Below are 25,132 nucleotides of genomic sequence, written 5' to 3' on the forward strand. Positions count from 1 at the left end.
GGCGGTTATGGCGATCATGTTCAATGAGTTTGAGCGCCAGCTGTCCTATTGGCTTACGGGGGATGAGCCGCCGCCTGTTAATGAGGATAAGGTGCGGGAGTTGGCGGTGGTGTGGCGGTCGCATGCGGCTCGGTTGCGGCGGTTGCGGGTGGATGCGCGGGCGGCGGTTGAGGGGATTCGGTCGTCGGGTTTTGCGGGGGCGTCGGAGCGGGCGTTTGTGGCGCGGATGGCGCCGTTTGTGGATGGTTCGTCGAATTATCTGGATGCGGCGGCCGATCATTTTGATGCGATGGCTGATGCGTTGGATCAGATCGCGATGGAGGTGGAGTTCCTTAAGCTGGTGGTGTTGATTCAGTTGGCGTTGCTGGCGGTTGAGTTTGAGTTTTTGGTGCAGTGGTTTTGGGTTCCGGGTGTTCAGACGTGGTTTATGTCGCAGGCGTTGATGCACAGGGTGGTTGTGGAGAAGGCTGTGACGTGGATGGCGCGGCGGATGGCGAGTGTGCCGCGTGTTCCGGTGCAGATTCTGGGCATGTTGGCGATGAGTTTCGGGCAGCAGCTTGGTGTGGTGTGGCTGGGTCAGCAGATCCAGATCGGGGAGGGTACCCGGGAGGGGCATGACGGGAAGCATTACGAGAGTGCTGCGGTGATCGCTGCGGTGGGGTCGGTGTTGTCGTTCGGGGCGATGGGGGCGTTGCCGAAGCTGAAGGGTGCGATCAAGGATTGGGTGAAGCGTGCGGGCGGCGAGCCGGGCGCGGTGGATGGGTGGTTTCACAACCCGTGGGCGCGGATCGGTGGTGAGGGCCTGCATGAGGGGGCTACCGAGACGGTGGCGGTCGGGATCATGGAGGGCGAGTTCGTGTTCAACCCGGCGGCGTTCACCGCGGGTGGGGCGTCGGCGGTGGCTGAGATCGCTGGGGAGAAGGTGGGGGAAGGTCTCGGCGGGCGGGCGTTGGAACACGAAGCCAACAAACACGTCCCGGGCGATGAGGATGCCGACAGCGGCTACGGCAGCGACGAGGACGCAGACGACGACGCGGGCAGCGAGTTCAGCAGCGACAGCAGCGAGTCCGGCGGTGGCAGCGGCGAGTCCGGCGGTGGCAGCAGCGAATTTGGCAGTGGTAGCAGTGAGTCTGGCTACGGCGGCGAGGACGCGGACGACGCTGGCAGCGAGTCCGGCGGCGGCAGCAGCGAGTCCGGCGGCGGCAGCAGCGGTGATGGGCCGGGGCTGGGGGCGTTCACCGGCGGAACCACCGTCCCGCCGGCCATTTCCGCCCACTCCTCCGGTCAGGGTGACTCCGGTGGTTCTCGTGGGGGCCGGGATGCCCTGTTGCCGGGCAACGGCCAGAACCAACCCGGCGACGACGAGTACAGCCCGGCCTCGGTGGGCGAGCCCCGTCACCTCAGTGTTCCGGAGGGTTCTGGTGCTGTGTCTGCGGGTGGGGAAACCACTGGTGGCCGGAGTGTGCCGGGTGAGCGGGTCGGTGCCGGGGGCGGGTCGGGCACCAAGCCCGTGGTGGATCCGGTAAGTGCTGTTGCGTCGCGGCCGGGGCAGCCGGGTGACCAGGTCCCGGCCACGCCGGGTGATCCGGGACGACCTGAGGCCGTCCGGGAAGAGTCTGGTGGCGGGCAGCAGCGGGTGCCGGAAGGTCATCGGCTGGTCCCGTCGGGGCAGGATGTTCCGCAGTCAGGCGTCACCGGTGATGGCAGCCCTGGCGAGGTCGTCACGCACTCTGCCCGGACCTCCGGGAACGACGGGTTGGGCGGCTTCGCGCAGTCCGAGCCCCACGGGGCAGGTTCCGGGCCGGTACCCAACGCCGATGAGGTTGTCACCCACAACAACCCGAGCTCTGACCCCGCCGGTCAGTCCACGGGTCAGCCCGATGGCGTGCGGGAGCCCGGGTCTGAACCCGCCGGTCAGTCCACGGGTCAGCCCGATGGCGTGCGGGAGCCCGGGTCCGAATCCACCGGCGTGCCCGGCGGCGAACGTGGTGATGTGCCTGACGGTGCGCGGTTCGGTGAGTCGACCGGCACGCCTGGCGGTGGTCGGGAGTCGGCCGGTGAGTCTGGTGATCGCGGGTTCACCGGTGAGCCTGGTGGTGGCGAACGCGGTGGGTCGACCGGCGTGCCCGGCGGCGAACGCGGGGTTGAGCCCAGCGGCGAACGGGTCGGTGAGTCTGGCGGTGGTCGCGAGTCGACCGGCGTGCCTGGCGGCGAACGGGTCGGTGGGTCGGCCAGCACGCCTGGTGGTGGTCGGGAGTCGGCCGGTGAGTCTAGTGGTGGTGAGTCGACGTCGGCGCGGATTCCTTCTGGTGTCCCGGCCGCCAATGACACCGGCGCGCCGGTGTCGGGGGGTGTGGATGCTCCGGTGGTTTCCGATGCCGCGGTCGGCTCCGATGGTGATCGCGACGGCGTGACCCCGGCACCGATCCAGGCCCCGGCCGCCAGTACCGGGTCGGGTTCTGGTTCGGGGACGGGTCAAGGCCCCGGCCAGGCGTCGGCGACTGCCCCGGTTTCGCAGGTTCCTGCGGCGGCTAGCTCGGGTATCCCCGCGGCCGCCACGACCGGTACTACCGGGGGCACTTCAGCGGCGGCCCCCTCGGGTTCTGCGCCGGTGGGGCCGGGTGCGGGTACGTCTGGTGGGACGCCGGCCGGGTCGGCTGGGACCGCTGGCGGGTCGGGCACGTCTGGTGGGCCGGGTGTGTTGGCGGCTGGGTCGGGGTCGTCGGGTCGCGGTGTGCCGGGTGGGATGCCGTCGTTGAGGGCTGGGACGGTGGGTCCGGGGATGCCGGGCCGGGTCGGTGATGGTTCCCGTTCTGGTGGGGTGCGGGAGGTGACGGCGGCTGCGGGTGTCGGTGATGGTGCTGACTCGTCGCGGGCGGTGGAGTCGTCGTCGGTGGTGGAGTCGTCGTCGCGGGTGGGGAAGGTTGGTGGTGGTCGCGGGTCGGGACCGGGCGTGAGGTCCGGGTCGGGTTCGAAGCCGGGGTCGCGGCATGAGATGTTGGCGATGCTGGTTGCTGCTGATCCGGATTTGCGGCCGTATGCGGGGTTGTTGGGGGATCCGGAGGCGTTGCCGGCGAAGTTGCGGGCGTATGCGGGTAAGCCGAAGAAGGATCTGCGGTTGGCCAATGCCGGGGTCACGTCGTTCGTGTGGTTGAACACGATCCTGCAGGGCCGGGTTGATCAGTTGGCGTTGACGGGCAAGTACGGGCCGGAAACGCTGCTGGGCTTGTATGAGCTGATGCTTCGTCAGCCCCGGCAAGGTGACCGGGCGCCCAGGATCGCGTTGTTGGTGGCCGAACTGCTGGATGTGCGGCCTGATCCGGGTTCGTCGAACTCGTGGAACCCGGGGGCCTGGTTTGCTGGTTCGTGGAATCCGCGGGACTGGTTTGCTCGCTGGAGTGGGAAGGGTCTGCCGGCGAACCGCGGCGAGGAAACCGCGCCGGAGAACTTTGAGGAGAAGACCGCGCCGGAGACCCGCGGCGAGAAGACCGCGGCGGAGACCGTCGAGGAGAAAACCGCGGCGGAGGTCGTTGACGAGAAGACCGCGGCGGAGAGCTTTGACGAGAAGACTCGCTCGGACGATCAGGACGACCGGGACCGGGACCCGGATGCCATCGAACCGGCGCCTCCGCTGCCCACGCCGCAGGTGCCGGAGGTCGGCGAAGGCAATGTCGCGGGCAGGATGGCGCGGGACATCCTGATGCGCCACGGCGACACCGATCGGTTGGTGGCCGATGGAAGTTATGACGCGGTGTTCGAGGTGATCGAGAAGCGAGTGCGGGAGCGGCGGGCGACTGTGGTCGCCGATGCTTTGGAGGTCTTGCGTGGTCGCCGGGCATTGCGGCCAGAGTTTGTTGACTCGTCGTACGCGCCGTCGGCGAAGCGCGGGCATTCCCGTACGTCGTTGACCACCCCGGCGGGGATCCATGCCGCTTCGGCGGAGCTCAGCGACACGTACGGGTCGGGTGATCCGGAGTTCACTGCGGCGTTGGAGTTGGCCCGTGGGGTGGTGGGCGAGACCAACCTGACCGGTGATCGTGATGTCGTTGAGGTCGTTGCCCGCTTGGTCGCTCATGAGCATGTGACGATGCGGTGGCGGGGTGAGCGTCTGGAGAGGTACGCCACGGAGTTGGGGTTTGTCCTGGGGACGGTGGACCCGGGGTGGGCTCTGTCGCCGCGCAGGCTGGAGAACCGGCCCGGGCTTCGGGGCGGAGGCCCTGGCCAGCAGGGTGTTGAGGGTGGGGGGTCTGGTTTTGGTGCGGGGTTTGGTGGGTTGGTGTGGTCGCGGGATGGGTTGGTTGATGTGGTGTCGCGGTTGGATGCGGCTGAGGGAGTGTTTGTTGGCGAGGGCCATGCGGCTGTTGCGTCGGTGATGGGGGCGGTGGCCGAGGCGCATATGAGGCTGCCCGATGAGGTGAAGGGTGTTTGGGCCGGTCTGCCCGATGAGGTGCAGGTGGCGATCGATTGGTTTGTGGGTTCTGTGGTGGCGCGGCTGCCGTTTGCGTTGCGGGTGGTGGAACAGACGCCGCAGTTGCGCGGTGTGGTGGGGGGTACTGCTGTTGAGGTGTTGGCGGCTGTGGTGGGGGGTTTGGCGTGGGGGGGCTTGAGCAATGGCTCTGCGGCGCGGGATTCGTTTGTTGAGACGCTGGCTCACCACGGTCTGCGGTTCAACGGTGGGGTGTTGCCGACGTTGATGGATGACCTTCCGGACGGTGCGGATGTGCGGGGGATGTTGGAGGCGACGGTGTCGCAGGCGTTGGTGGAGGGTGTTTCGGGCGTTGAGATGTTGGTGGTTGGCTGGCCGACGTCTAGTGCCGGAAATGGGTTGCCGATTCGGGCGTGGCATCTGTCGGGGAAGCAGTTCCCGCCGGATCTCGGGGATACACGGTTCTTCTATTCGATGCTCGCGGTCGATCACCAGGGGCAGCGGCGTGACCTGGTGAGGCCGGTGGAGTTGAGGCCTGACCGGGTGCAGTCCCTGGTGCGTGATCTTATGCAGACTGAGGAGAGGTTGAATTCGTCGTCGCTGTCGCCGGAGGGGCTGGAGCACGTCCGGAAGCTGAGCAGCGTAAAGAAGAAGAGTCGCCCTTGGCAGGCCGCCGAGTGGAGGGGGCTGCTGCCGGTGTTCCCGGACGGGGTGTCCGCGGAGGAAGTTAAGACGATTTTCACGCATATCCAGGTGGGTACGCCGCGGGCCGTGGAGGCGGTCAAGGGGACACCGGAGTTGGCGGGCTTGTTTCACGGGGATGTGAGCCGGATTCCGCCGGTGGGGTGGCTGGCGGTGCTGGCGCACGTGGCTGCGGGGTCGGGGAATGCTGCCGGGACGCCGGTGGGGCCGTTGACGTTCGCGGGATTGGAGGAGGTGGCGCGGAAGCTTGGCGATGCGGCTGGGGTGAAGCGCTGGGCTCTGCCGTCGACGGGCGAAGCGCCCGACGAAACGAAGCGGGAAAATGCGGCAGAGTTCCTGGTCAAAGCCAAATTTGCGGTGCTTGAGGCGTTCGAGAAGAACTTTGTGAGTGCGTATACACGGGCTCTCTTACAACAGCTGGCGCCGGGCAAGCGGGAGGCTGTGGAGACGTTCGTCGCGCATGTGCTGGCGATGGATCCGGTGGCGTTGCGGGTGATGGCGACGACGCCGGAGTTTGCTGCCGAGTCGTGGGGCGAACCCGGCGACTGGACCAGCCAGGTCGAACACAAGGGATTGAAGGCTGTTGCCGGAATCTTGCTGACCCTGGTCGCCAAGTTGGTTCCTGCTCCCTCGCAGGGGGAGGGTGCGGGCGGGTCGTCGCAGACCTCGCAGCCGGAATCCGTCGAAGGGCAGGAGGATGAACAGGAGTCGGATCTCCTGCCTGCGGGATTGCGGGCGGTGGTCAGAGTGATGGACCGGGACGAGCCGCGCTCCTTGAGTTCGGCTTTCGCCGCGCGGCGGTCGGATTTGGCCGATCAGAGGCGGTCGGATTTGGCCGAGGTGAAGCAGAAGGTGGCCAGCGCCTATAACGCGCTGATCGATAAGGACCGTCAGGTCTTGCTCGGCTGGCACCCGGTGGTTCAGGGCGCGATCAACAGGTTCGTCGCCGAGGCATTGGTGCCTGGCTCGTTGGCACAGAAGCTGGTGCTGCAAACGGAAGAGCTTAGTGCCTTCGCCGGTGACGCCAAGGCGTTGTTGGGCGCTGTTTCGGGGGGTATGCATTGGGCGTCGCTGGGGGCGGCTGCGGCGGAGCACGATGCGTGGGGGGCGCTGAAGAGTGGGTCTGCGGCGCGGGTGCGGTCGCAGGATGCCGGGCCGAGAGGCGACTTCTTCGTCGGCGCGCGGGACAGGTCGTCTGACGATGCCTATTCCGGATCCGAGCGTGGTGGTTCTGGGGCGGGGACTGGGGTTTCCGGTCGACTTGCGGTTCCGGCGCCTGGGGGCCGGTCGGCGGTGGTGTGGTCGCTCGAGGGGTTGTCGGTTGCTGCGAGTCGGTTTGAGGAGGCTGAACAACGGCGCTGGAGGGGCCAACCTCGGGATGTGCGATCGCAGGAGGCACTCGCGCGCGACCTGCTGCAGCAGCCGAGGGAGGCCGGACACAACAATCCCGCGGAAACAACGCGCCTCGAGGTCGACCGGGCGTGGCAGGTGGAGTGGTCTGGTGATGATGAGCTGGCGGCGCGGGGGATTGTGCAGCGCACGCATGGCATCGCGTTGGCTCGTGGTGCTGCCTTGTCGGTGGACGAAGTGGTGGCGCTGGTCGCGGCCAAGTACCACGAACTCGGCCGGGGTCAGCGGGACAAGGTCGAGGCGTATTCCCGGGCGCTGGCGGACAGGCTGGGTACGCGGGGTACCGGGCTGAGGATCCACGCCGGGGCTGGGCCGGAGCCGGCTGGCGGGCTGCCACGGTCGGCTGATGTGGATACAACGACCGGCCGGTCCGACAACCCAGATTCCCCGGAGCGGAATGACGTTCCGGGGTCGGAGACCACTGAGGCTGCGGCGGATGATCCGGCGATCGATGACACCGAGAGCGTCGTCGATGAGACGGTAATGGAAGAGTTCTTCGGTCAGGCGGAACTGCGAGATCTGCGGGCGCGGCTTGAACGCTTGCGCGAAGACGGGGAGCCGCCCGGGGGTCCAATGCCCACCGCGGAGGTGCAGCAGCCGCAGGCCCCGGCTGATGGCGCGTCGGAGATCTCGCAGGAGCGGGAGTCCGATTCGGGCGGAATGGGCTCGGCGGGCTTTGACGCGGTGGCTGAGCGCAGCGATCGTCCGGAGGATGTCGAGGAAAGTCGCGTGGATGACGCGTCGAGTTCGACGGATGTGGACCGTGCGGAACAGGCGCGGGGAGTGGTGGAGTATTACGCGGGTATCGCGGGCGGTCGGGCTGAGTTGGCCGACGCGATCGGATTGCATCATCAGGAGCGCGGTTTCGGGCGGCTTGGTTCGTCGTGGGTGCGCAATTATGAGCAGCGTTTGGTCGATATTGCCAAGCTGACGTTGGACGTGTTTGGCAGTGTCACGCCTGGAAATATGCCCGCCACCTGGTACTTGCGTAACGTTCGTCGGTCGTTCGACGCGGTTCGACGCCACGATCCGGGTGTCGGCAAGCGCGTGACGGTCGACCATCTGCGGCAGATCGTGCGGGATTTCAACCCGGCCGACGAACGTCCGGTGACCGATGCGGATGTGCAGAAGCTGGTGATGCTGGTTCAAACCGCGAAGGATCGTTGGGGTGAGGTCACCTTCGAAACTTTGCGGCGTGTCTGGGGCGACGAGACGGCCCCGGTGGAAATCCCCGGCCTTGTGGCGGAGCGTGCTCTGGAGTCCATTGTCAGCCGATTGAGGGCCAATCGCAGGTTGATGGCGAACCGGGAGGGCTTGCGGGCTCGCGTCGATGCTTTGTGGGATAACGTCCTGGAGCAGAGAGAAACGCCTTGGCGGCCAACCGACCGTTCTCGAGCGGAAACGTTAGGTGATCTCCGGGTCACCGGCGAATGGATGATCCATGAGGTGCGCGCCGATACGAGCGATCCTGCCGAAGCCGCGCTGGTGGCGTTGGCGCAGGAGCACGGTGGCGGACGCGCTGTGGCCGAAGCCGTTGGCGTGGCTTCACGGGATGAGCCAGGGAATCGGTTGCACGTGAGCGACGTTGTGCAACGGGACTGGGAGCGGTTGACCGACATTGCGCGGTCGGCGGTGGCCAGACATGGTGACCTGCCGACTCTGGATCAGCTGCGGCAGGCCGCGGACGACATTGATCAGCTCTGGCCGTACTTCCAGATGTTGCGCATGCAGGGGGCGGACGACCGGCTCGGTCCGATGCCCGCCGATCTGGACGAAGCGGGGCTGGCCGAGTATCTGCGTTCGGTGGTTCAGTTGTGGGCGGAGCGTCTCCGTCCGGAGGATCGCTTCGGGGGGGCAGCTGCGCGTGCGGTGACTGGTGACGATGTGCGTCATCTGGCCGACCTGATGGTGTCGCAGGCACGTGAGGGAGCGGTGACGTGGGAGAGCCTGGAGCGGGCCTGGAATTCTGAGCTCGACGCTGTGGCGGATCGTGGCGAGAGCGAGTTGGCGGCGCTGCGGGCTGTTGTGGCGCGAATGATGGAGGATTTCGCGCCGTTTCCGAGCTGGTACCGGCAGGATCTCCGGGAACTGGCCGATCAGATGGCGTGGTTTGCCGGTGCGCAGGTCGCATGGCGGCCGGCGGATGCGCTGGTGGTGGATCGGCTGGAGCAACTCCACACCCGCGCTTCAGCGCTGGCCGAGGAGGTTATGGAGGCGCGTGAGGCGTTGACGCTGGCCGACGAGCTGGTCCTACGGTTCGGCCGCGACGCGCTCGGCGTGGATGGGCACGGTGAGCTGAGCGCCGCTGATCGGCGTCGGATCGTTCGTTTGGGCGCGTTGGCGGCGGTGCTTGCCGATGTCCGCACTGCCGAGGATCTGGACGTGGCGCATGTGCGGCACGCCCGGCAGGTGGCCAGTGCGTTGACGGAAGCCATTCCGGGCCTGGCAGAGACGGGGGTGATGCCGGGCAGCTTGCGCGGTATTGTTCGTGACTTCCTTGGCCTGCCCGCTGGCGCATGGGTGTCCAATGAGGACATTCGAAGCCTCGCGGACGTTCTCGTTGCCGTTCCGTCGGGACCCGAGATGTTGCGGGAAGTTGGATCGCGCTGGGTGTCGGACCGGCTCAATTCGGTGCTGTCCGGGCTGTGGAGTGCGTATGACCGGATTGCCGCGCACTTGGCGGAGTTGCCGGGCGACTACCGTCCGGAATTGCGGGCGGCGGTGGCGGAGGCCGCGCCCTATCGAGGACCGTCGAACGTGCGCTGGGCCCCGGAGGACGGGCGCCATGTGCACCAGCTGGAAGCGCTGCGGTCGGGCCTGGAATCCTTCGCGCGCGATGTGTCACCGGGGGATCCGGACGCAAACAGTCCACTGACGACGGTGAGTCGGGCCGTCGAGTCGACGGAGTTGCTCAGCGAGGCGCCCAGGGTTTCGGCGGACCGCACTGATGACAGCGGCTCCGAGAGCTCTGCGCAGGGTGCGGCATTCGATCTACATTCTCTTGCCGGTGCTTTCCAGAGCGTGCTGCAGCAGGATCCGCGTGCTGTTCCGGCGGGCTCGGCAGCGTCGGGAAGACCGCCGGTGCGAGAGCAGTCGTTGGCACCGGATTTGCAGGGGGAGATCGACCGGGCGAGGCAGGTGGGCTGGTCCCGCGAGGAGGAGGACACGGCGCGGGGGATTGTGCACGGTACGCATGGCATCGCGTTGGCTCGTGGGGATGCTGCCTTGTCGTTGGACGATGTGGTGGCGCTGGTGGCGGCTAGGTACCACGAGCTTGGCCGGGATCGCTGGGACGAGGTTGTGAAGTTTTCCCGGGCGCTGGCGGACGGGCTGGGTACGCGGGGCAGTGGGCAGGCGATCCGGGCCGGAGCGGGACCGGAGGAGTCAGGCGGGCCAGGACTAGGCCCGATCGAGGCGCGCCTTGAGGCGTTGGAGGCGTCGGTGGCGCGGCTTGCTGCTCGGAGGGTGCAGAAGTTGCGGGAGGAGCGGGATTTGCGGGTTGTGCGGTTGCGGGGGGCGCTGGAGCAGCTTCAGGCTCGGCAGGCGGAGTTGAAGGCGTTGACGGCGTGGAAATGGGTTCTGCAGGTGGATCGGGATGCGTTGCCGGAGGATCTTGGCGGTTTGCGGAGTGAGTGGGAGGGGCTGCCGGAGCGTATCGAGAAGGTGCAGGCGGAGTTGGCCGAGATTGGGCGCGAACAGGCCGGGGAAGGCGGAAGTACCGAGGTTGTTAGGCCGGATGTGGTTGTTGAGTTTGCGCGGTTGGTTGGGCGTGCGGAGGAGCATTTGGCGGCGTTGCCGGAGGAGTTCCGTCCGGATGTGCGTGCCCAGGTCGCTGCTCTGCGGGAGGCGGCAGAGTGGGAACGCTGGACCCCGGAGGAGCTGCATAGCCTCGACTCGAAGCTGGAGCAGGTGCGGCAGGCCGAGGAGTATTTGCGGAATGTTCGGTCGTCAGAGGAGATTCCGGCGGGGATGATGGCGTCGTCCGTTTTGGACGATCACACAGTTAGGCGGTCAGGGGAGTCTGCGGCGGCAGCCGAACTGAGTGTGCGGGTCAGTAACGCGAACGCTGGGCTGGAGAGGATGCGCCAGCAGGGGCTGCCAGAAGAGACGCTACCAATAAACGGCGTGATGGCTGCCGTGCAGGCGCGTATGGGGCCTCTCATAGGCGATGAGGGTATCCGGAATGTGGTGGCGCATCACATGCTGAGTCATCCGTTGGATGCGGAGGGCACCAAGAATTTCCTTCGAGAATTCTATGGGCTGGTCTGGCGCGAGCGACACGAGCGGGCCGTGAGGAAGTTGGGCGAGTGGCGCGAGGGCGCTGATCCTAGTGCTGTGGACCGGTTGAAGGCTGATGCGGACGGGATTTTGGGGCCGCTGAAGGTGTCGGAGCGGTTCCGGGATGTGCTGGCGCACTGGTTGGGTGAGCATCCGGGTGACTGGCGCGGTGCTCAGGCGGTGCGAGTGGAACTGGCCGATTACCTGGGCGGCGACGCGGACACTGACATCGGCGTGGCGGTGAGTGGTTTGGCTCCCGGCGTATTCGAGAGGGCGAAAGCGCACGAGGAGTTTTATTCTCAGAGCTCGCTAAAACAGGAGGTCGCGGATGCCGGTCAGGCGCTGCGGCAGTTGGCCGTCGACCGCGTGGACCGTTTGTATGCTTCGGCGAAGAAGGTCTTGGGGCCCCTTTACGAGTCGAAGCCCTTCCGGGATGTGATGGCACACGCGTTGATGACGCGGGATGATCAGCAGCTGCAACAGTTGATGGAGAATCCGCGGGCTGATCAGCAGGTGCAGGAGTTGCGGTGGAAACTGGTCCGTTACCTGGCTGGTGACCTGAGCGGCGGTGCGGACTCGAAGGCTGCCGACGACTTACTTTTCGCCACGGTGGCCCCGGAGCCTGGAGACAATGTTTCTACTGGGAATCAGATTTATTTGCGGCGCGTGGCGGTTGGCGAGGCGCTTAGTGGTTTGCCGGGCAAAATTGCTGTCGAAAACATGCTGCAAAACGAGGCGATCGAGGAAACGCTTCGTGGGGATTACGCCTCGGGGCAATTGGGGGCTGAGTTCAAAAGAGGGATGACATGGGACGCGAAAATTCGTCTTTTTGTCAAGAACAAGCTGATCTCCGATTTGAAAGCTACGGGGGATTCCCTGCGGCAGATTTTGACGGACGTGGAGGCAAGCACTGAACTGCGAAAAGAATATGACGACCATATCGCCAGGTGGCTGCAAATCAACGATGGGACGTATCTCAATACGATCCGCGGACGGGTAGCCGAAGCTGACGATGCTCTTCAGAGGTTGCGGGGGCGGCTCCGAAATGACGCGATACGGAAAAAGAAGGAGATTTTCGAGGCGGCAGACAGACAGCGCTTGGAAGTTCTGCACGGTCGAGTTCCTGTGGTCCGCGCGTTGGTTGAAGCAGGCCGGTACGTCGGGGGAACGCAAGATGACCAATTACGGAAAGCGGTCGCGCATCGGCTGCTGACGAATGGGAATGATGTAGAGGATGCTCAGGCGTTTCTGGGGCGACTGCGTCGTCTGAGTCGCCTGGCGATGGCTGTGAGTGCGGGCGCGGGGCCGGAGCCGGGTGGGGACATGCGGTCGGAGTCCGCTGAGGATGTGTTCGGGGATGCGGAGATCGATGACGCCGAGAGCGACTTCGATGAGGAGGAGTTCGAAACGGAACGGCCGGCGTTGCTGGAGCGGCTTGAGGCTTTGCGTGGAGACGGGGAGCCGCCTGGGGGCACGATCCCCGCTGCGGAGTCTGCTGTGGACGGTGATGCTGTCTCGGCGGAAACCACAACGCCGCGTGAGGCGCAGGGGCGAATGGGGAAATTGGCCTCGCACGAGGCCATCTTGGACGCGGCGAGCAAGGTCGAGTATCCGCCGGAGGTGGCGCATCGCGAATCGAGTTCGTCGAGAGGGCCCGTCGCGACCTCAGCCGCCCACGCGGACACCGGGAACTACTGGGCATCCGAGCACACGGACGACCCGATCGACCGGTTCTGGTCGGAGACTCCGTGGCGCGCCGAGGTGGACCGGGCCACGGCCGCGTTGCAGATGACGATTCGGGGCTTGCGGCGCTCCGCGGCGCAGACGCTGCGGCTCGGAGACCCGGACATCACCGAGCGGGAATCGGCGCTCACCGGGCCGGCGCGGCAGCGTGCCGAGGAGTTGCGCGCCGAACTGGTGGACCGGGTGGGACACCGGATTTCCCAGTCCGACCCCGGTGCGCGGCTGGGCTGGCCGGTCCACGACGACGCCACGAATCTGGCCAACGACCTTCGCAACTCCTATCAGGAACTGCTCGCCCAGAACGCGTTCGACACCGAGGGGGACGGAAAACTCGGCCGGTTCCGGGAAGATTCCGCGGCGGCGCTCGCCGAGGCGCGCGACGGCCTGGACCGCGTCGCCGCCGACCTGGAGCAGCGCTGGCGCGACCGGGGCCGCGACCAACTCGGCATCTCGCCGGAGCCCGAGCACTCCCCGGCGGAGCGAGCGGTGCTGGACGACCTGGCGCTCGCGGTCGGGCGTCCCTATCACCAGCTGGACGCGCTGACCACCGCGGCCCGGGCCGACGGGCGTCCGGAATCCGACGGCGCCGCATTGCAGAACTTTGCCGATGATCTCGCTGCCCGAGCGAGGGACGACTTCGGCTCGATCCGCGACCGGTTCGGCTCGCCGCCGGAGCAAGCCGCGGAAACCGTTTCGGAGCCGGGCGAACACCAGCAGGACGCCCCGGCGGAAGAGTCGCGCGAAGGCCGGCCTGACTCCGAAAGCGCGGAGACCAACGCCGAAGACCCCCACTACGATTCCGACAGCGACTCGGTCCCCGACGATGGCTTCCGGTCGGATATGACGCCGGCGAAGTCGCGCGCGAGCCTGCAGCAGCTGGCTGGCAACGAGCCACCGAACTGGCACCGCACGCCCCCGTCCCTGCAGCAGCGGTTCCGCACACAGGCCGAATTGCTCCTGGGGCCGCTGGTGGAGACCGACCAGGGGCAGCCCGCGGCGCGTGAGCGGGCCGAGGCGTACGCCCAGTTGCGCGACGTGATCGCGCGCGAGCGGGCCAGCGGGGTCTTTTGGAACCAGACCGCCTCGCTGCGCAAGAACCTTCAGGCGTGGTTCAACCACGACGGGGTGGAGCGGGTCTCCATTGACCTCTCATTCGCGGAGGCCAACGAGCGTCGGGAGGCAGCTCAGGCGGGCGATGGACTTGACCGCGCGCGCACCGAATTCGAGAACCGGTGGAGCGCGGAACTCGGCCAGGGCGACCGGCATCTGCAGGAACTCACCGACCCTGGCGAGCAGCGCGACCCGCTGGCCGGCCGGGATCTTTCGCCGCGCGATCAGCAGCAGCTCCGACAGCAGGTGGAAGCGGCACTGGCATCGCGGTCCGACGAAGTCGAGACGCAGGCACGGGAACACGCCGAGATGCTGGGCAGCCTGGTGTCCGCGCTGGCATCCGAGATGGACGCGGCCCGGCAGGTGGCCGAGGAACCCGAACTCGCTGGACCGCTCTCCGGGGAGTTGCTGAGGGACGCGGAGGTCGAGCCGGGCGTGGCCGCGGCGCGGCTCGCGGGGATCGGGGACCGGTTCGGTTCGGGTGTGGTCGAGGATTTGCGTGTGCGTGCCGAGGGGTTGCTGACCGATTCGGCGGATGGGTGGTCGACGGCGGACATTCCTGGGCCCGCGTTGCGGGCGCTGGTGGACGAGGTGGCCTCGACGCTGCTCCCGCAGGACGTCGAATCGTCGGCAGTGCGGGAGTGGCGGGCGGCCGAAAACGCCCGGAACACGGAGCACGCGAGGTCGCTGCTCGGCGAGCGGCCCGACCCGCTGCCGGATCGGGGCCCCACCCCGCGGGAACAGCACCAGCTGTGGCAGCGGATGGAAGCGGCGGTCGCGTCGCAGTTCGACGGCGTCGAGGCGCAGGCGCGGGAGCAGGCCGAGGTGCTGGGCGGCTCTGTGGCGGCATTGTCGACCGAGCTGGACGTTCCTGCGCAGGTGGCCGAGAATCCCGAGCTGGCCGATGCGCTGGCCGGGGAGTTGCTGGAGTCCACCGGAATCGAGCCGGACGTGGCCGCGGCGCGGCTCGCGGGGATCGGGGACCGGTTCGGTTCGGGTGTGGTCGAGGATTTGCGTGTGCGTGCCGAGGGGTTGCTGACCGATTCGGCGGATGGGTGGTCGACGGCGGACATTCCTGGGCCCGCGTTGCGGGCGCTGGTGGACGAGGTGGCCTCGACGCTGCTCCCGCAGGACGTCGAATCCACGGCCGAGCGGATGTCGCAGGAGTTCGGTGCGCTGAACCGGGCGGACGGCGAACTCGCCGGACTCCAGCGGCGTTTCCAGGAGCGTCGCGGCAATGTGATCACGGGGGCCAAGAAGAAGCTGGTGCAGATCGCCCGGGCCGGCGGCGCCGCCGCGCTGACGGCGTTGCGGCAGAGGGCGACCATCCTGGCGGGCGAGCCGCCGGAGGTGGTGCCAGGAGTCGGACCGGACGCTGCGACGCAGCAAGCGCTGCATCGGGACCTGGTCACGGTGCTGGCCGCGCAACTGGACCACTCACGCATCGACATCGAGAAAGACTTCGGCTTTCTCGACCTGCGAGAGCGGGAAACGATGCTGAACCGGGAACTGGCGAGTTTGCGGCAGCGCCCCCGCAGTGCGGAACGGGCCCAGGCGGAGCAACACGTGACCGAGCAGCTGCACAGGGTGCGAAACGACCTGCTGCGGAGGTCGCGCTACAGCGTCGAAGAGCATGCGTGGCGCGCCACCACCGGTTTCCGGCAAGCGGCCGAGGCAATTCGGACCTGGACGCGCAACGGCCCGGTCCCCGCGGCCCACGGCGAGGGCTGGGGCGCGGACTGGCAAGACGGACCGAGCCGGCGTTGGGACAGCATCGGGTACAACGCCGCTTCGGAGCACCTCCAGGAGCGGGTGGAGCAGTTCCGGCGTTCCTGGGCGACCGACGTCGAAGCCGGGCAGCGCGCCCTGGACAACCGCAGCGACGAAGACCGCGCGAGCATCCTGGCCGAGGCCAAACGGCGCCTCGGGCCGCTCGCGCCGCAGGATGTGCGACTCACGAAAGGTCGGGTCGACGGCGCCAAGACGTGGCCGGTGGGCATCACCGGGAAACAGTTAAACGAACTTCGCGACGAGATGGCGTTCGCCCTCGCACCGTTGGCCGCCGAGCTGCACGACCTGCCAGAGACGGCCGAGCCCGCAGAACGGGAACGCATTGAATCGGGACTGGGCGGGATGCGGACGGCCCTGTTGCAGGGCCGCAACGCCGCGGAACTCGGCTTCGAAGGTCTCCTGCAGCACCAGCGGGGAGACTGGCTGGATCAGCGGTTCCAGCAGTGGCAGGAACCGGGGCACGGTGGCCTCCCGGACTACGAGCAGGCCGCGGAACCGCCCCAGTACACCGAATCGGGAGCGCCGCACTACGAAACCGATTCCCCGGACGCGGCGGCGTTGCAGCAGCTGTCCGACCGGTGGAGGGCAACGTTCGACCAGGCCCGGCAGTCCCTGGACGAGCACGGCGACGCCGCACGGCGTTGGCGGCAGCAGGCCCGGGAGATGCTGGGAGTCGAGCAGCGGGGCGTGCTGTACCCGGACACAGCCCAGCAGTGGTCGGCATTGCACGACGGGATGGTCGACGCGGTTGCCGACGCAGGCCTGCGGAGCGGTCCGGAGGCGGCCGATGCGGTGACGGCCATGATGTGGACCGACGTCGTCGCGCACGGCGCCGATCGGTTCATGGAAGGCGGGCCGACAGCTCGGACCGTCGCCTGGCATGCGCGGGAATTGCGCACGTTGCCGGCGCAAGAGGCGCAGCACTGGCGGCACCGGGCGTTGGGCCGCGTGCTCCCGCCGCTCGACGCGAGCCGCGGGGAACTGCGGCAGTCGCAGCCGGCCCACAATGTGATGCTGGACGGGTTGGCGAACATCGCCCGCGAGAACCGCAACGTGATGACGCCCGTGATGGAGCGGTTCGCTGCCAGGTCGATCGTCGACCCCGACGAGCTCATGCGGCAGGCACCGCCGGAGGACTACGGTGCCACAAGGGATTCCGCGCAGCGAGCACTGGACACGTTGTTCGGCAACGCCATCCGCAATGCTCATGGGGACGAGGAAGCGAACACCACCTCGTTGGCGGAGGCTGACTCGGACACGCGGGCCGAGGCGTTTGATCGCGCGGACAGCATTTTGGGCCCGACGCTTCGGGAGTACCAGCCGGCTCGGGAGCTGATGGCGCATAAGATCCTGAATTCCCCGAATGATCGAGCAGCTTGGGTGCAACTGCGTGTACAGCTGCAGCGCCAAATGAGCCGGCTGGCGCACATAAGTGCGGGCGCAGGTCCGGAGCCGGGCGCGGTTCCGCGACCGGAGGAGCCTACAGCGGGCGGTGGTGCGTCGGGCGGTGGCGTGTCGGGATCTTCGTCGGATGCTGTGCCGCGCTCTGCGGGGGGAGCACAGCAGGCCCGGAGGATCGGGCGGACGGCCAGGCCAGGACCAAGCCGGACCGAGAACAGGGCGGTGCGGCGTGGGCGGATGGATCAGTTGCGGACGTTGCTGGAGGAGCTGAAGGCTAGCCAGGCTGAGTTGGCGGGGGTGCCGGCGTCGGTGTTGCAGGCGAATCCGGATGAGTTGCCGGCCTCGGCTGCGGCTAAGCGGACGGAGTGGGAAGCGCTGCAGAGGCGTATCGAGTCGGCGCAGGACGAGTTCGACGGGCTTGCGAAGGAGGATAACCAGTTGCGCGCACAGAACGCGGCGGACAACCGTAGGTATAGGGAGAGCAGGCGGCGGGCTGCGGAATTTTCTGCGGAGGAGGGTAACCGGTTGCGCGCACAGAAAGCGGCGGAAATGCGTAGGTATAGGGAGAGGCGGGCCGCGGGGCGGCGGGCTGCGGAATTTTCTGCTGGGGGTGGGGCTTCGTTTGCTGGTGAGTCCGCTGATGCGGCGGCTGAGCTGAGTGCGTTGATCACTAAGGCGGAGGATGGGTTGCAGAGGATGCGGGATGAGAAGCGGTCTGTTTCTGTAGGCGGGGTGGTGGTAGGCGTAGATGGTTTTATTGCTGATATGCGGGCGGGTGAGGTGGGAGTAGTTTTTGGGGGCGATGACCGTCTCCTGAATGTGGTGGCTCATTACAAGTTGAATAATCCGGAAGATGTCCAGGGCGCTCGGGAGTTGCGGGAACGGCTTCGTGGGTTGACGGCAGTGGCGCAGTTGGATGAGTGGGCGGGGATCGCTGGTCGTGAGGCTGTGGGCCGGTTGTTGGCTGATGCGGACGGGATTTTGGGGCCGTTGAAGGTGTCGGAGCGGTTCCGGACGATGCTGGCGCACTGGTTGAGCGAGCATCTGGATGACTGGCACGGTGCCCAGGCGGTGCGCGTGGAAATGGCCGCTTATCTGGCCGGGGACCCTGGCATTGGCATGGCGGCGAGTGGTTTGGATCGCGACGCGTTCGAGAAGATGAGGGCGGAAGAGGCGAGTTGGCAGGAGGCTCGTGCTGGGAACCAGGCGGAGGCTGGGGCCGTTACCGTCGCCATGAGTGAGGGCGTCACCGTCGCCATGCGTGGGGACGTTGTTGATCCTGGACTGAGCCTTATTTATCGGGCCAGTTCGGCAAAGCGGACGTTCGCGGATGCTGGCAGGGCGTTGCAGCAGTTGGCTACCCAGGAAAATGGTCAAGACGTGGTGGATCGTTTGTACGCTACCGCGGCCGACGTCTTGGGGTCCCTTAAGGCGTCGCGGCCGTTCTGGGATGTGATGGCGTACGAGTTGAAAACGAACTCGCGGGATAGTCAGCAGGTCCTGGATTTGCGGTGGAAACTGGTCCGTTACCTGGCTGGTGACCCGGATGGTGGTGCGAAGCCGAGTGCTGCCGACGGCTGGATTTCCGCCACGCTGACCGCGACTGAAAACAAGCATATTTCTCATCGGCGCGTGGCGATTGGCAAGGCGCTGAGTGGCCTGCGGGACAAGGATACCGTCAAACGGGACGAGGATACCGTCATAGAGGTGCTGCGAGTTGAGGCACTTGAGGAAGCGCGCCGCAAGAGTTACAGCACCCGCGGTTTTGCAGATCTGTTCAAGAGGCACCAGGGCTGGGCTAAGGAAATTCTTGAAAATGTCAGGAAGCAGCTGACACCCGATTTGCGCGCTAAGGTGGAATCTCTGCGGCAGATTTTGGCGGATGTGGAAGCAAACGCTGACCTGCGGAACAAGTATGAAGCCAAGATCCAGAAATGGTCGAATATTGATGGGAAGTCTGTCGCAGTAGTCCGTGATCGGATAGGGGAAGTTGCCGCTGCTGTTCAGGGGTTGCGGGAGGAGGTCCGAAATGATGCGATAGGGAAATTGCGAGAGCTTCTCGCGGCGGAGAACAACGGGTTAGTACAGTTGAAGGTTCAACTCGGTGAACAACTTGTGGTCCGCGCGCGTGGCGACGTAGACCGGTACCTCGAGCTCAAGCCAGTGGAGGAGCCATGGCGAGATGCGCTCGCGCATCGGCTGTTGACGGATGGAGTCGGAGCGGATGAGAAGATAGCGAATGCTCAGGCGTTTTTGGAGCGACTGCGTCGTTTGACGGTCATGGTGATGGCCGTGCGGGCGGGTGCGGGGCCAGCCCCGGATGGGGACATGCTGCCGCAGTCCGCTGGCGGTGCGGGGTCGGAGACCGTGGAGGCTCCGCGGTCGGAGTCCACCGGGGATGTGGTGGGTGCCATCGAGAGCGGTGGTGGTTCGGCTGCGGGGACGTTCGGGCTGCGGAGTCAGGGGTCCGTGGAGGGGTTCGACCAGGAGGTCGACCCCGCCTGGTTTGCCGATGTCACCTTTGGCAGTGGTGATGGTGCCCGGTCGTTGGACGCCGAGCCGGGCCCTGGCACACCCACTGGCGATGCGCGTGTGGGTGATGCGGCGATCGATGACGCGGAGAGCGACTTCGATGAGGCCGAGCTCGAGAAGATGCGGGATGAGTCGCTGGAGCGGCTTGAACGCTTGCGCGAAAACGGGGAGCCATCCGAGAGCTCAATGCGCGCCACGGGGAGCAGCAGTCGGGTCGGGTCCGATGACGGGTTCGACTCGTCGCTGGGCGATAGCGACTCTTTGCTCGGGAGCAGCAGTCGGGTTGGGTCCGATGACGGGTTCGACTCGCCGCTGACCAGTATCGACTCTGTCAGCGGTGATAGTGCCCAGTCGTCGGGTGATGACGGTTGGGGTACGGGGACGTTTGGGAGCAGCAGTCGGGTTGATTCCGATGATCAGTTCGACCCTGTAAGCGGTGATGGGGCCCAGTCGTCGGCTGATGATGTTTGGGATGTGGAGAGGCTCGGGAGCAGCAGTCGGGTTGAATCCGATGATCGGGTCGAGTCGTGGCTGACCGGTATCGGCTCTGTCAGTCGTGATGGTGACCGGTTGTCGGACGGTAGTGGTTCGGATGCGGGGACGTTCGGGAACCGGAGTCCGGAGCCCGAGGACGAGGTCGGTTCGTGGCTGAGCAGTAGCGGCTCTGTCAGTCGTGATGGTGACCAGTCGTCGGATGATGGTTGGGATGCGGCGACGTTTGGGAACGGCAGTCGGGTTGAGTCGGATGATGAGGTCGACTCTCGGCTGAGCAGTAGCGGCTCTGTCAGCAGTGATGGTGTCCAGTCCTCGGACGGCGGCGGTGGCGAGGTACCGGCTGGTCAGGTCGACGGCCCGAGGACTTCTGCGCGGGACGCCGAGCCGAGCCCTGGCACATCCACTGACAATGCGCATGTGTCGGGTGATGCGGAGAGCGATGACACCGAGAGCGACTTCGATGAGGAGAAGTTCGAAAAGACGGAACTGCCGGCGTTAGAGAAGCGGCTCGAGGCTTTGCGTGGAGACGGGGAGCCGTCCGAGGGCACGATGCCTGCCGCGGAGTCCGTCGTGGACGGTGGTGCCGTCTCGACTGATGAGAACGGTGCGCGTCGTCGTCAGGCTTGGCCTGGTGTGAGGACGAGCCAGGACGGTGGTGCCCGGTCGATCGGGAGGGACGGCCGGGAGGGTCTGCGTGATTTTGGCGGGCGGGCCCTGCTCGCCGACACCGGGCCGGAGTCGGATGCGGCTTCGATCGTCTCGGCCCTCTCTGACGGTGGTGCAGGCCCTGAGCGGGCGAACCCTCGCGGCGTCGGCGATCCCACACCCGGCTCCCTTCCCTCTAGAGGCACGGGGCGGCTGGTGGATGTCGACGCGATCGAACCGGTGTCCCGGTTGCCGGTGTCAGGGTTGGGAGCGGTTTCTGAAGGCGATCTGTCTTCGCCGGTAGTGCGGGATGGTCTGAGGTCGCTAGCGGAGGTGCGGGTGGCGCGGGGTCGGCGGATGGGGGAGTTGGCGTCGCTGGAGGCCATCGTGGAGGCGGCGGGCAGTGTTCCGTATCCGTCGGGGATGCCGCCGGTGACCGTGGTGGGAGCGCGGCGTGCGCGGGATCTGCTCATCCAAGTCAACAGGCTGAGTGATGAGGGAAACAATCACGATGATCGGGTTTTTGTGGCGTTGAGCCGTTTGGTGACCTATGAAGCGGTATGGGTCGAGCAGGCCGGGGGAGCTAGGAGGGAGCGCCTTAACTGGGAGCTCGTGCAGTACGCCCGCGATCTCAGCATCATCACCGGCACCTTGCGGGAGGGATGGAGTATCCAGTCTGGGCTCCGCGCCGGGGCCGGATCGGCACGGCTGTCCGATGTGGATTTCCTCGCCGACGATAACGACGGTGGCGACTCTGGCGCGCAGGTTGGTGGTTCGGGTGAAGAGTCGGTGCCAGTGGGAGCGTGGGGTTTCGGTTCGGTTCCGCTGGCCGAGGAGTTGACGGCCGGGCTTGCCGATCCGCTGGCCGAGGAGTTGACGGCTGGGCTTGCCGACCAAGGATCTTCGTCGATCGAGGCTGTCACGCCTGCGGTGCTGCGTGAGGCGGCGGAGAGGCTGCGGGCGGCCGAACCACGGCGGCCGGCGCGGACGGACGCCGACAAGCAGCTTCTCAAGGACCTGGACAAGGCGGCAAAGGACGTCACGAAAATCAGGGAGCGGGTGGGGCTGAGGCAATTGGTGCAGAAATTCCGGGCCGAGTACAAGACGACGTGGGACAGTGTCAGGTTGGTCGCCGTGCATGCGGCGGCTGGCACGGCCGCGGCGCTTGACCTGCTCAGGAATTGGGGTTTGTTCCAGGGCCAGCGACTGAGTCGGGACGATGTCGCGACGTTGCTGGCTGACTTGATGCGGCGGGTGCGCGAGCTCGGCCCCGCGGGTCCCGAAGAAAAGCTCACGAATGATCAGTGGAGGATCGTTCCGTACCTCGCCGAAGGCATGAACGACCAGGAGATCAGACGCGAGCTGGGGTGGGCGCAGAGTCACGTTGACACAGCGGTCGCGGGCATGCCGGAGGTTCTGGGTCTCAGAAATCATGACCAGGTGGTCAAGTGGGCCTTCGACCAGAGATCGTCGGGGGGTGTCTGGGGGCTGGAGTTCACGGCGGAGTCGTTGCGCAGGGCGAAGATCGTGCTGTTGGCGGCCGAGCCGAGGCCGGCGCGGTCGGAGGAGGAGCAGCAGATCCTCGACGATCTGGCGGCGGCGTCGACGGCGGTCGAGGGTGCCTATGACGGCAGCGAACGGGCGCGGCGGATGGCGGAGAGTACGTGGGCGGGTATTTCGGTGCTCGCCCGTCATGCGTTGGCGGGCACGCCGGAGGCGCTGGAGCTGATCAAGGGGTCGCCGCTGGCATCGTTGGTAGTCGAAACAATGTTCGAAGACGGCACGGTCGAAAAGGGGATCAAGGTCTCCGCTGCCGAGCTGGTCGACAGTCTTGCGCAGCAGTTCGAGGGTGCGGCGGATTCCGGTGGCTCTGGCGGTAACGCGGGCCAGAAGCGTACGGGGCCCGCGGAGGTTTGGGGGGATGCGTTAACAGCCGCGTTCCGGGCTGCGCCGGGAGTGCTGCTGGAGTCGAAAACGTGGTTGGACCGGGCTCGTCCAGCTGTCGAGGCGGCTGGTGTTGAGTCGAAGGCGTCGAGCCAGAGATCGTTTGAGATGTTTCTCCCTTATGTGCGGAAGAGTCTTGGTTCGGGTTCTGACGCGGCGGGTTGGGTCGTGTCCAGGTCTGGGAAGTACATGTTCGTTCCTGCGAAACCGAATGCTGCGGTATCGGATGCGGTGGTATCGGATGGTGATAGTGAGGAGTTGGCGGGGGGCCGACAGGGCCGGTTGAACTGGGATGCTGTGCTGAACATGGCTGAGGTCAAGTTGTTGGCGGAGTTCGTCAAGAATCCTCGGATTTTCATTTCATCGGCGATGGTCGACGGTCGAAAGTCAGGAGTCAAAGCTTCCGCTAACTCTGTCGCCGAGATCAATGGGTTGTTGCTGGCGAATAATGCGGGCCACCTCTTTGATGTCAAGGACGAGGTGTGGGGTAAGGGGTTGATATATGCGTCGACTGGCGCGGGGGATCGGTTGTTGTCGCTGGGCGAGATCCCGGACGTCACTCGCACACAGTTGCGGACCGATCAACGGTGGGATGGGTGGGAGCTGCTGGTGGGTGACACGTGGCGGGTGCGGCTTAGTGACGGTGCGGGGCAGTTGTTGAGGGACCTGCAAGCGCACCGCCCGCGGCTGGTGGATAAGTCGTCGGAGCGGGCAGTGGACGAGCTGAACTCGGTCGGCGCCAAGACAGGGGTGGGGGAGCTGGTCGCGCGCGATGGCGGGAACCTGCGGCTGGAGCAGGCCAGGCATGCGGTGACGTTGACCGAGTTGAGTCGTCCGGAACTCGGTGAAAAGAACTACCGCGCGCAGCAGGTGGCGCGGAGGAAGTGGGGGCTGTCGGAGCCGGCGGAGGCGCGCGGTGTCAAGCGTAAACGGCGTGCCGAGCGGAGTGCGGTGCAGTGGGCGTCGTTCAAGCAGATTGACCCGGCGTCTTTCGCGACCCCGGCGGAGCGGTTGCTGGCGTTCTATCAGGCGAATCCGAGTCGCCCCACACCTGTACGCATTCTGCACCAGGTGGGGTGGCCGGAAAAGCAAAAGCTGGGCAATCCCGTTCCTCAAACCACATTCTTGACGCAGCATGCTGTGGCCCAAAAGAGTTTGGGTGGCGGGGGGATCAATGCGAGTGCCTGGATTGTCACCGAAAAGCGTGGTGACGAGATGGCTTATCGGTATGTGCCCGCTATGCCGGTGGCTGATATCGCTGGGCGGACGGGGCACCGGTTCACCGCGGTCGATTGGGGGAAATTATTAGACGTAGTCGATTTGAAGATGCTGCATTTCTTCGCGTCGGAGCCGATGCGGGAGTTCTCTCGTGCTGACCTTCGGAGTATCTGGGGTCCGAGCTCCGACGTCAAAGATGATCTTGTTGATGGAGCAGTCTCGGAAGTCAACATGGTGTTGAGGCGGCATGGTGCCGGAATCATCATTTCGCACACTTCCGTAAAGAAGCGTGGTGGTGAGGTTTCGTGGTGGTATACGACGACCGGTGCGCCAGGGGATCGGCTGGTTGATCCGTCCATGATCGGCGATCTGGTGACCAGGGTGCGGCCGCGGGGGAATTCGCCGCGGGGTGAGGGGTTGTTGATGACCACGCCTGGGTGGTGGGGGTGGTTGAAGCGCGATGAGTTCGAGGTGATGCGTGCGCTGCTTGAAGCCCAGCCGGGTGAGTGGTTGAAGCCTGACGTTTTCGAGGAGCCTTGGGACAAGATTTCGCCACGCCGACTGGATCGGATCAAGAAGTCGTTGAACGCGGTCCTGACACGTTCGGGGCAAGTTGAGGTTGACCGCGAGCGGGGGATGATGTTCGTTCCGGGTCCGGGTGCGGTGGACCTGAAGTTGGAGGTGGCGGGGGAGTCGTGGGTGGGGGGTGTGTGGACCAGGGAGCGGGTGTTGTCGGCGGTGCAGGGTGTGTCGGCGCTGGAGCGACCGGGCCTTGGTGAGGTGTCGGATCGGATCTGGGCCGAGTTGCGTTCGGTGAGCCGCGACGCCGCTCAGGCCTTGGCGGGCGAGTCGGGGAAGGTCATTGACGGGGTGTCGCGGGTGGTGTGGCTGCGGGCTAACCGGGGGGAGGCTGCTGAGGTGGTGGTCGAAGAGATCCTGGATGGTCTGGTGGCTGAGCAGGCGGTTGCGGGGGCACCGGCACAGACGCAGGAACAGGTGCCGGTGCGGGTATCGGCCGAGGCGAGAAATTTGTGGGTGGGGGGTGCGTGGACCAGGGAGCGGGTGTTGTCGGCGCTGAACGAGGCGCCTGGGTCCGGGTTGCCGCCGGTGGATGATCCGTTGCTTTCGGTGTTGGTGCGCGGGATGTTGCCGCAGAAACTCACCAAAGCCGAGTCCGAGGCTGTGTCGCGGATTGTGGGGCATCGGACCGATCAGGGCGACGAGCTCACCGCCGTGGTCGACGAGATCGTGAGCGGTCTGACCGCCGAGCGGGAACTGGCAGGCCAGGAAGTGCTGAACCGCTGGACGCGGTAACCACGGACCGCGTCCTGGAGTATCTGTCCAACCTGCGGGTGTGTAGTTTTCGTAGTTTGGCATGCGGCTGGATGGTGTGTCGGGGGACGTCCACTCCGCGCCCGGCCGCGCGGCTCGATGCCG

General features: G+C 66.2%; 1 protein-coding gene. It reads left to right on the forward strand.

The genetic code is table 11. From position 1 onward, the window contains the following. Positions 1 to 7 precede the first annotated feature (7 nt). Entirely contained in the window at positions 8 to 25,009 is a 25,002-nt protein-coding gene (locus AC07FN_RS11625) for a WXG100-like domain-containing protein (protein ID WP_478395574.1), read from the forward strand. The last annotated feature ends 123 nt before the right edge of the window (positions 25,010 to 25,132 follow it).

This window comes from Saccharopolyspora sp. NPDC045941 (genome assembly GCF_056431445.1).

Excerpts from the sequence above, each read along its gene's own strand:
- AC07FN_RS11625 (WP_478395574.1), top strand. The coding sequence starts at position 8 with ATGGCGATCATGTTCAATGAGTTTGAGCGCCAGCTGTCCTATTGGCTT.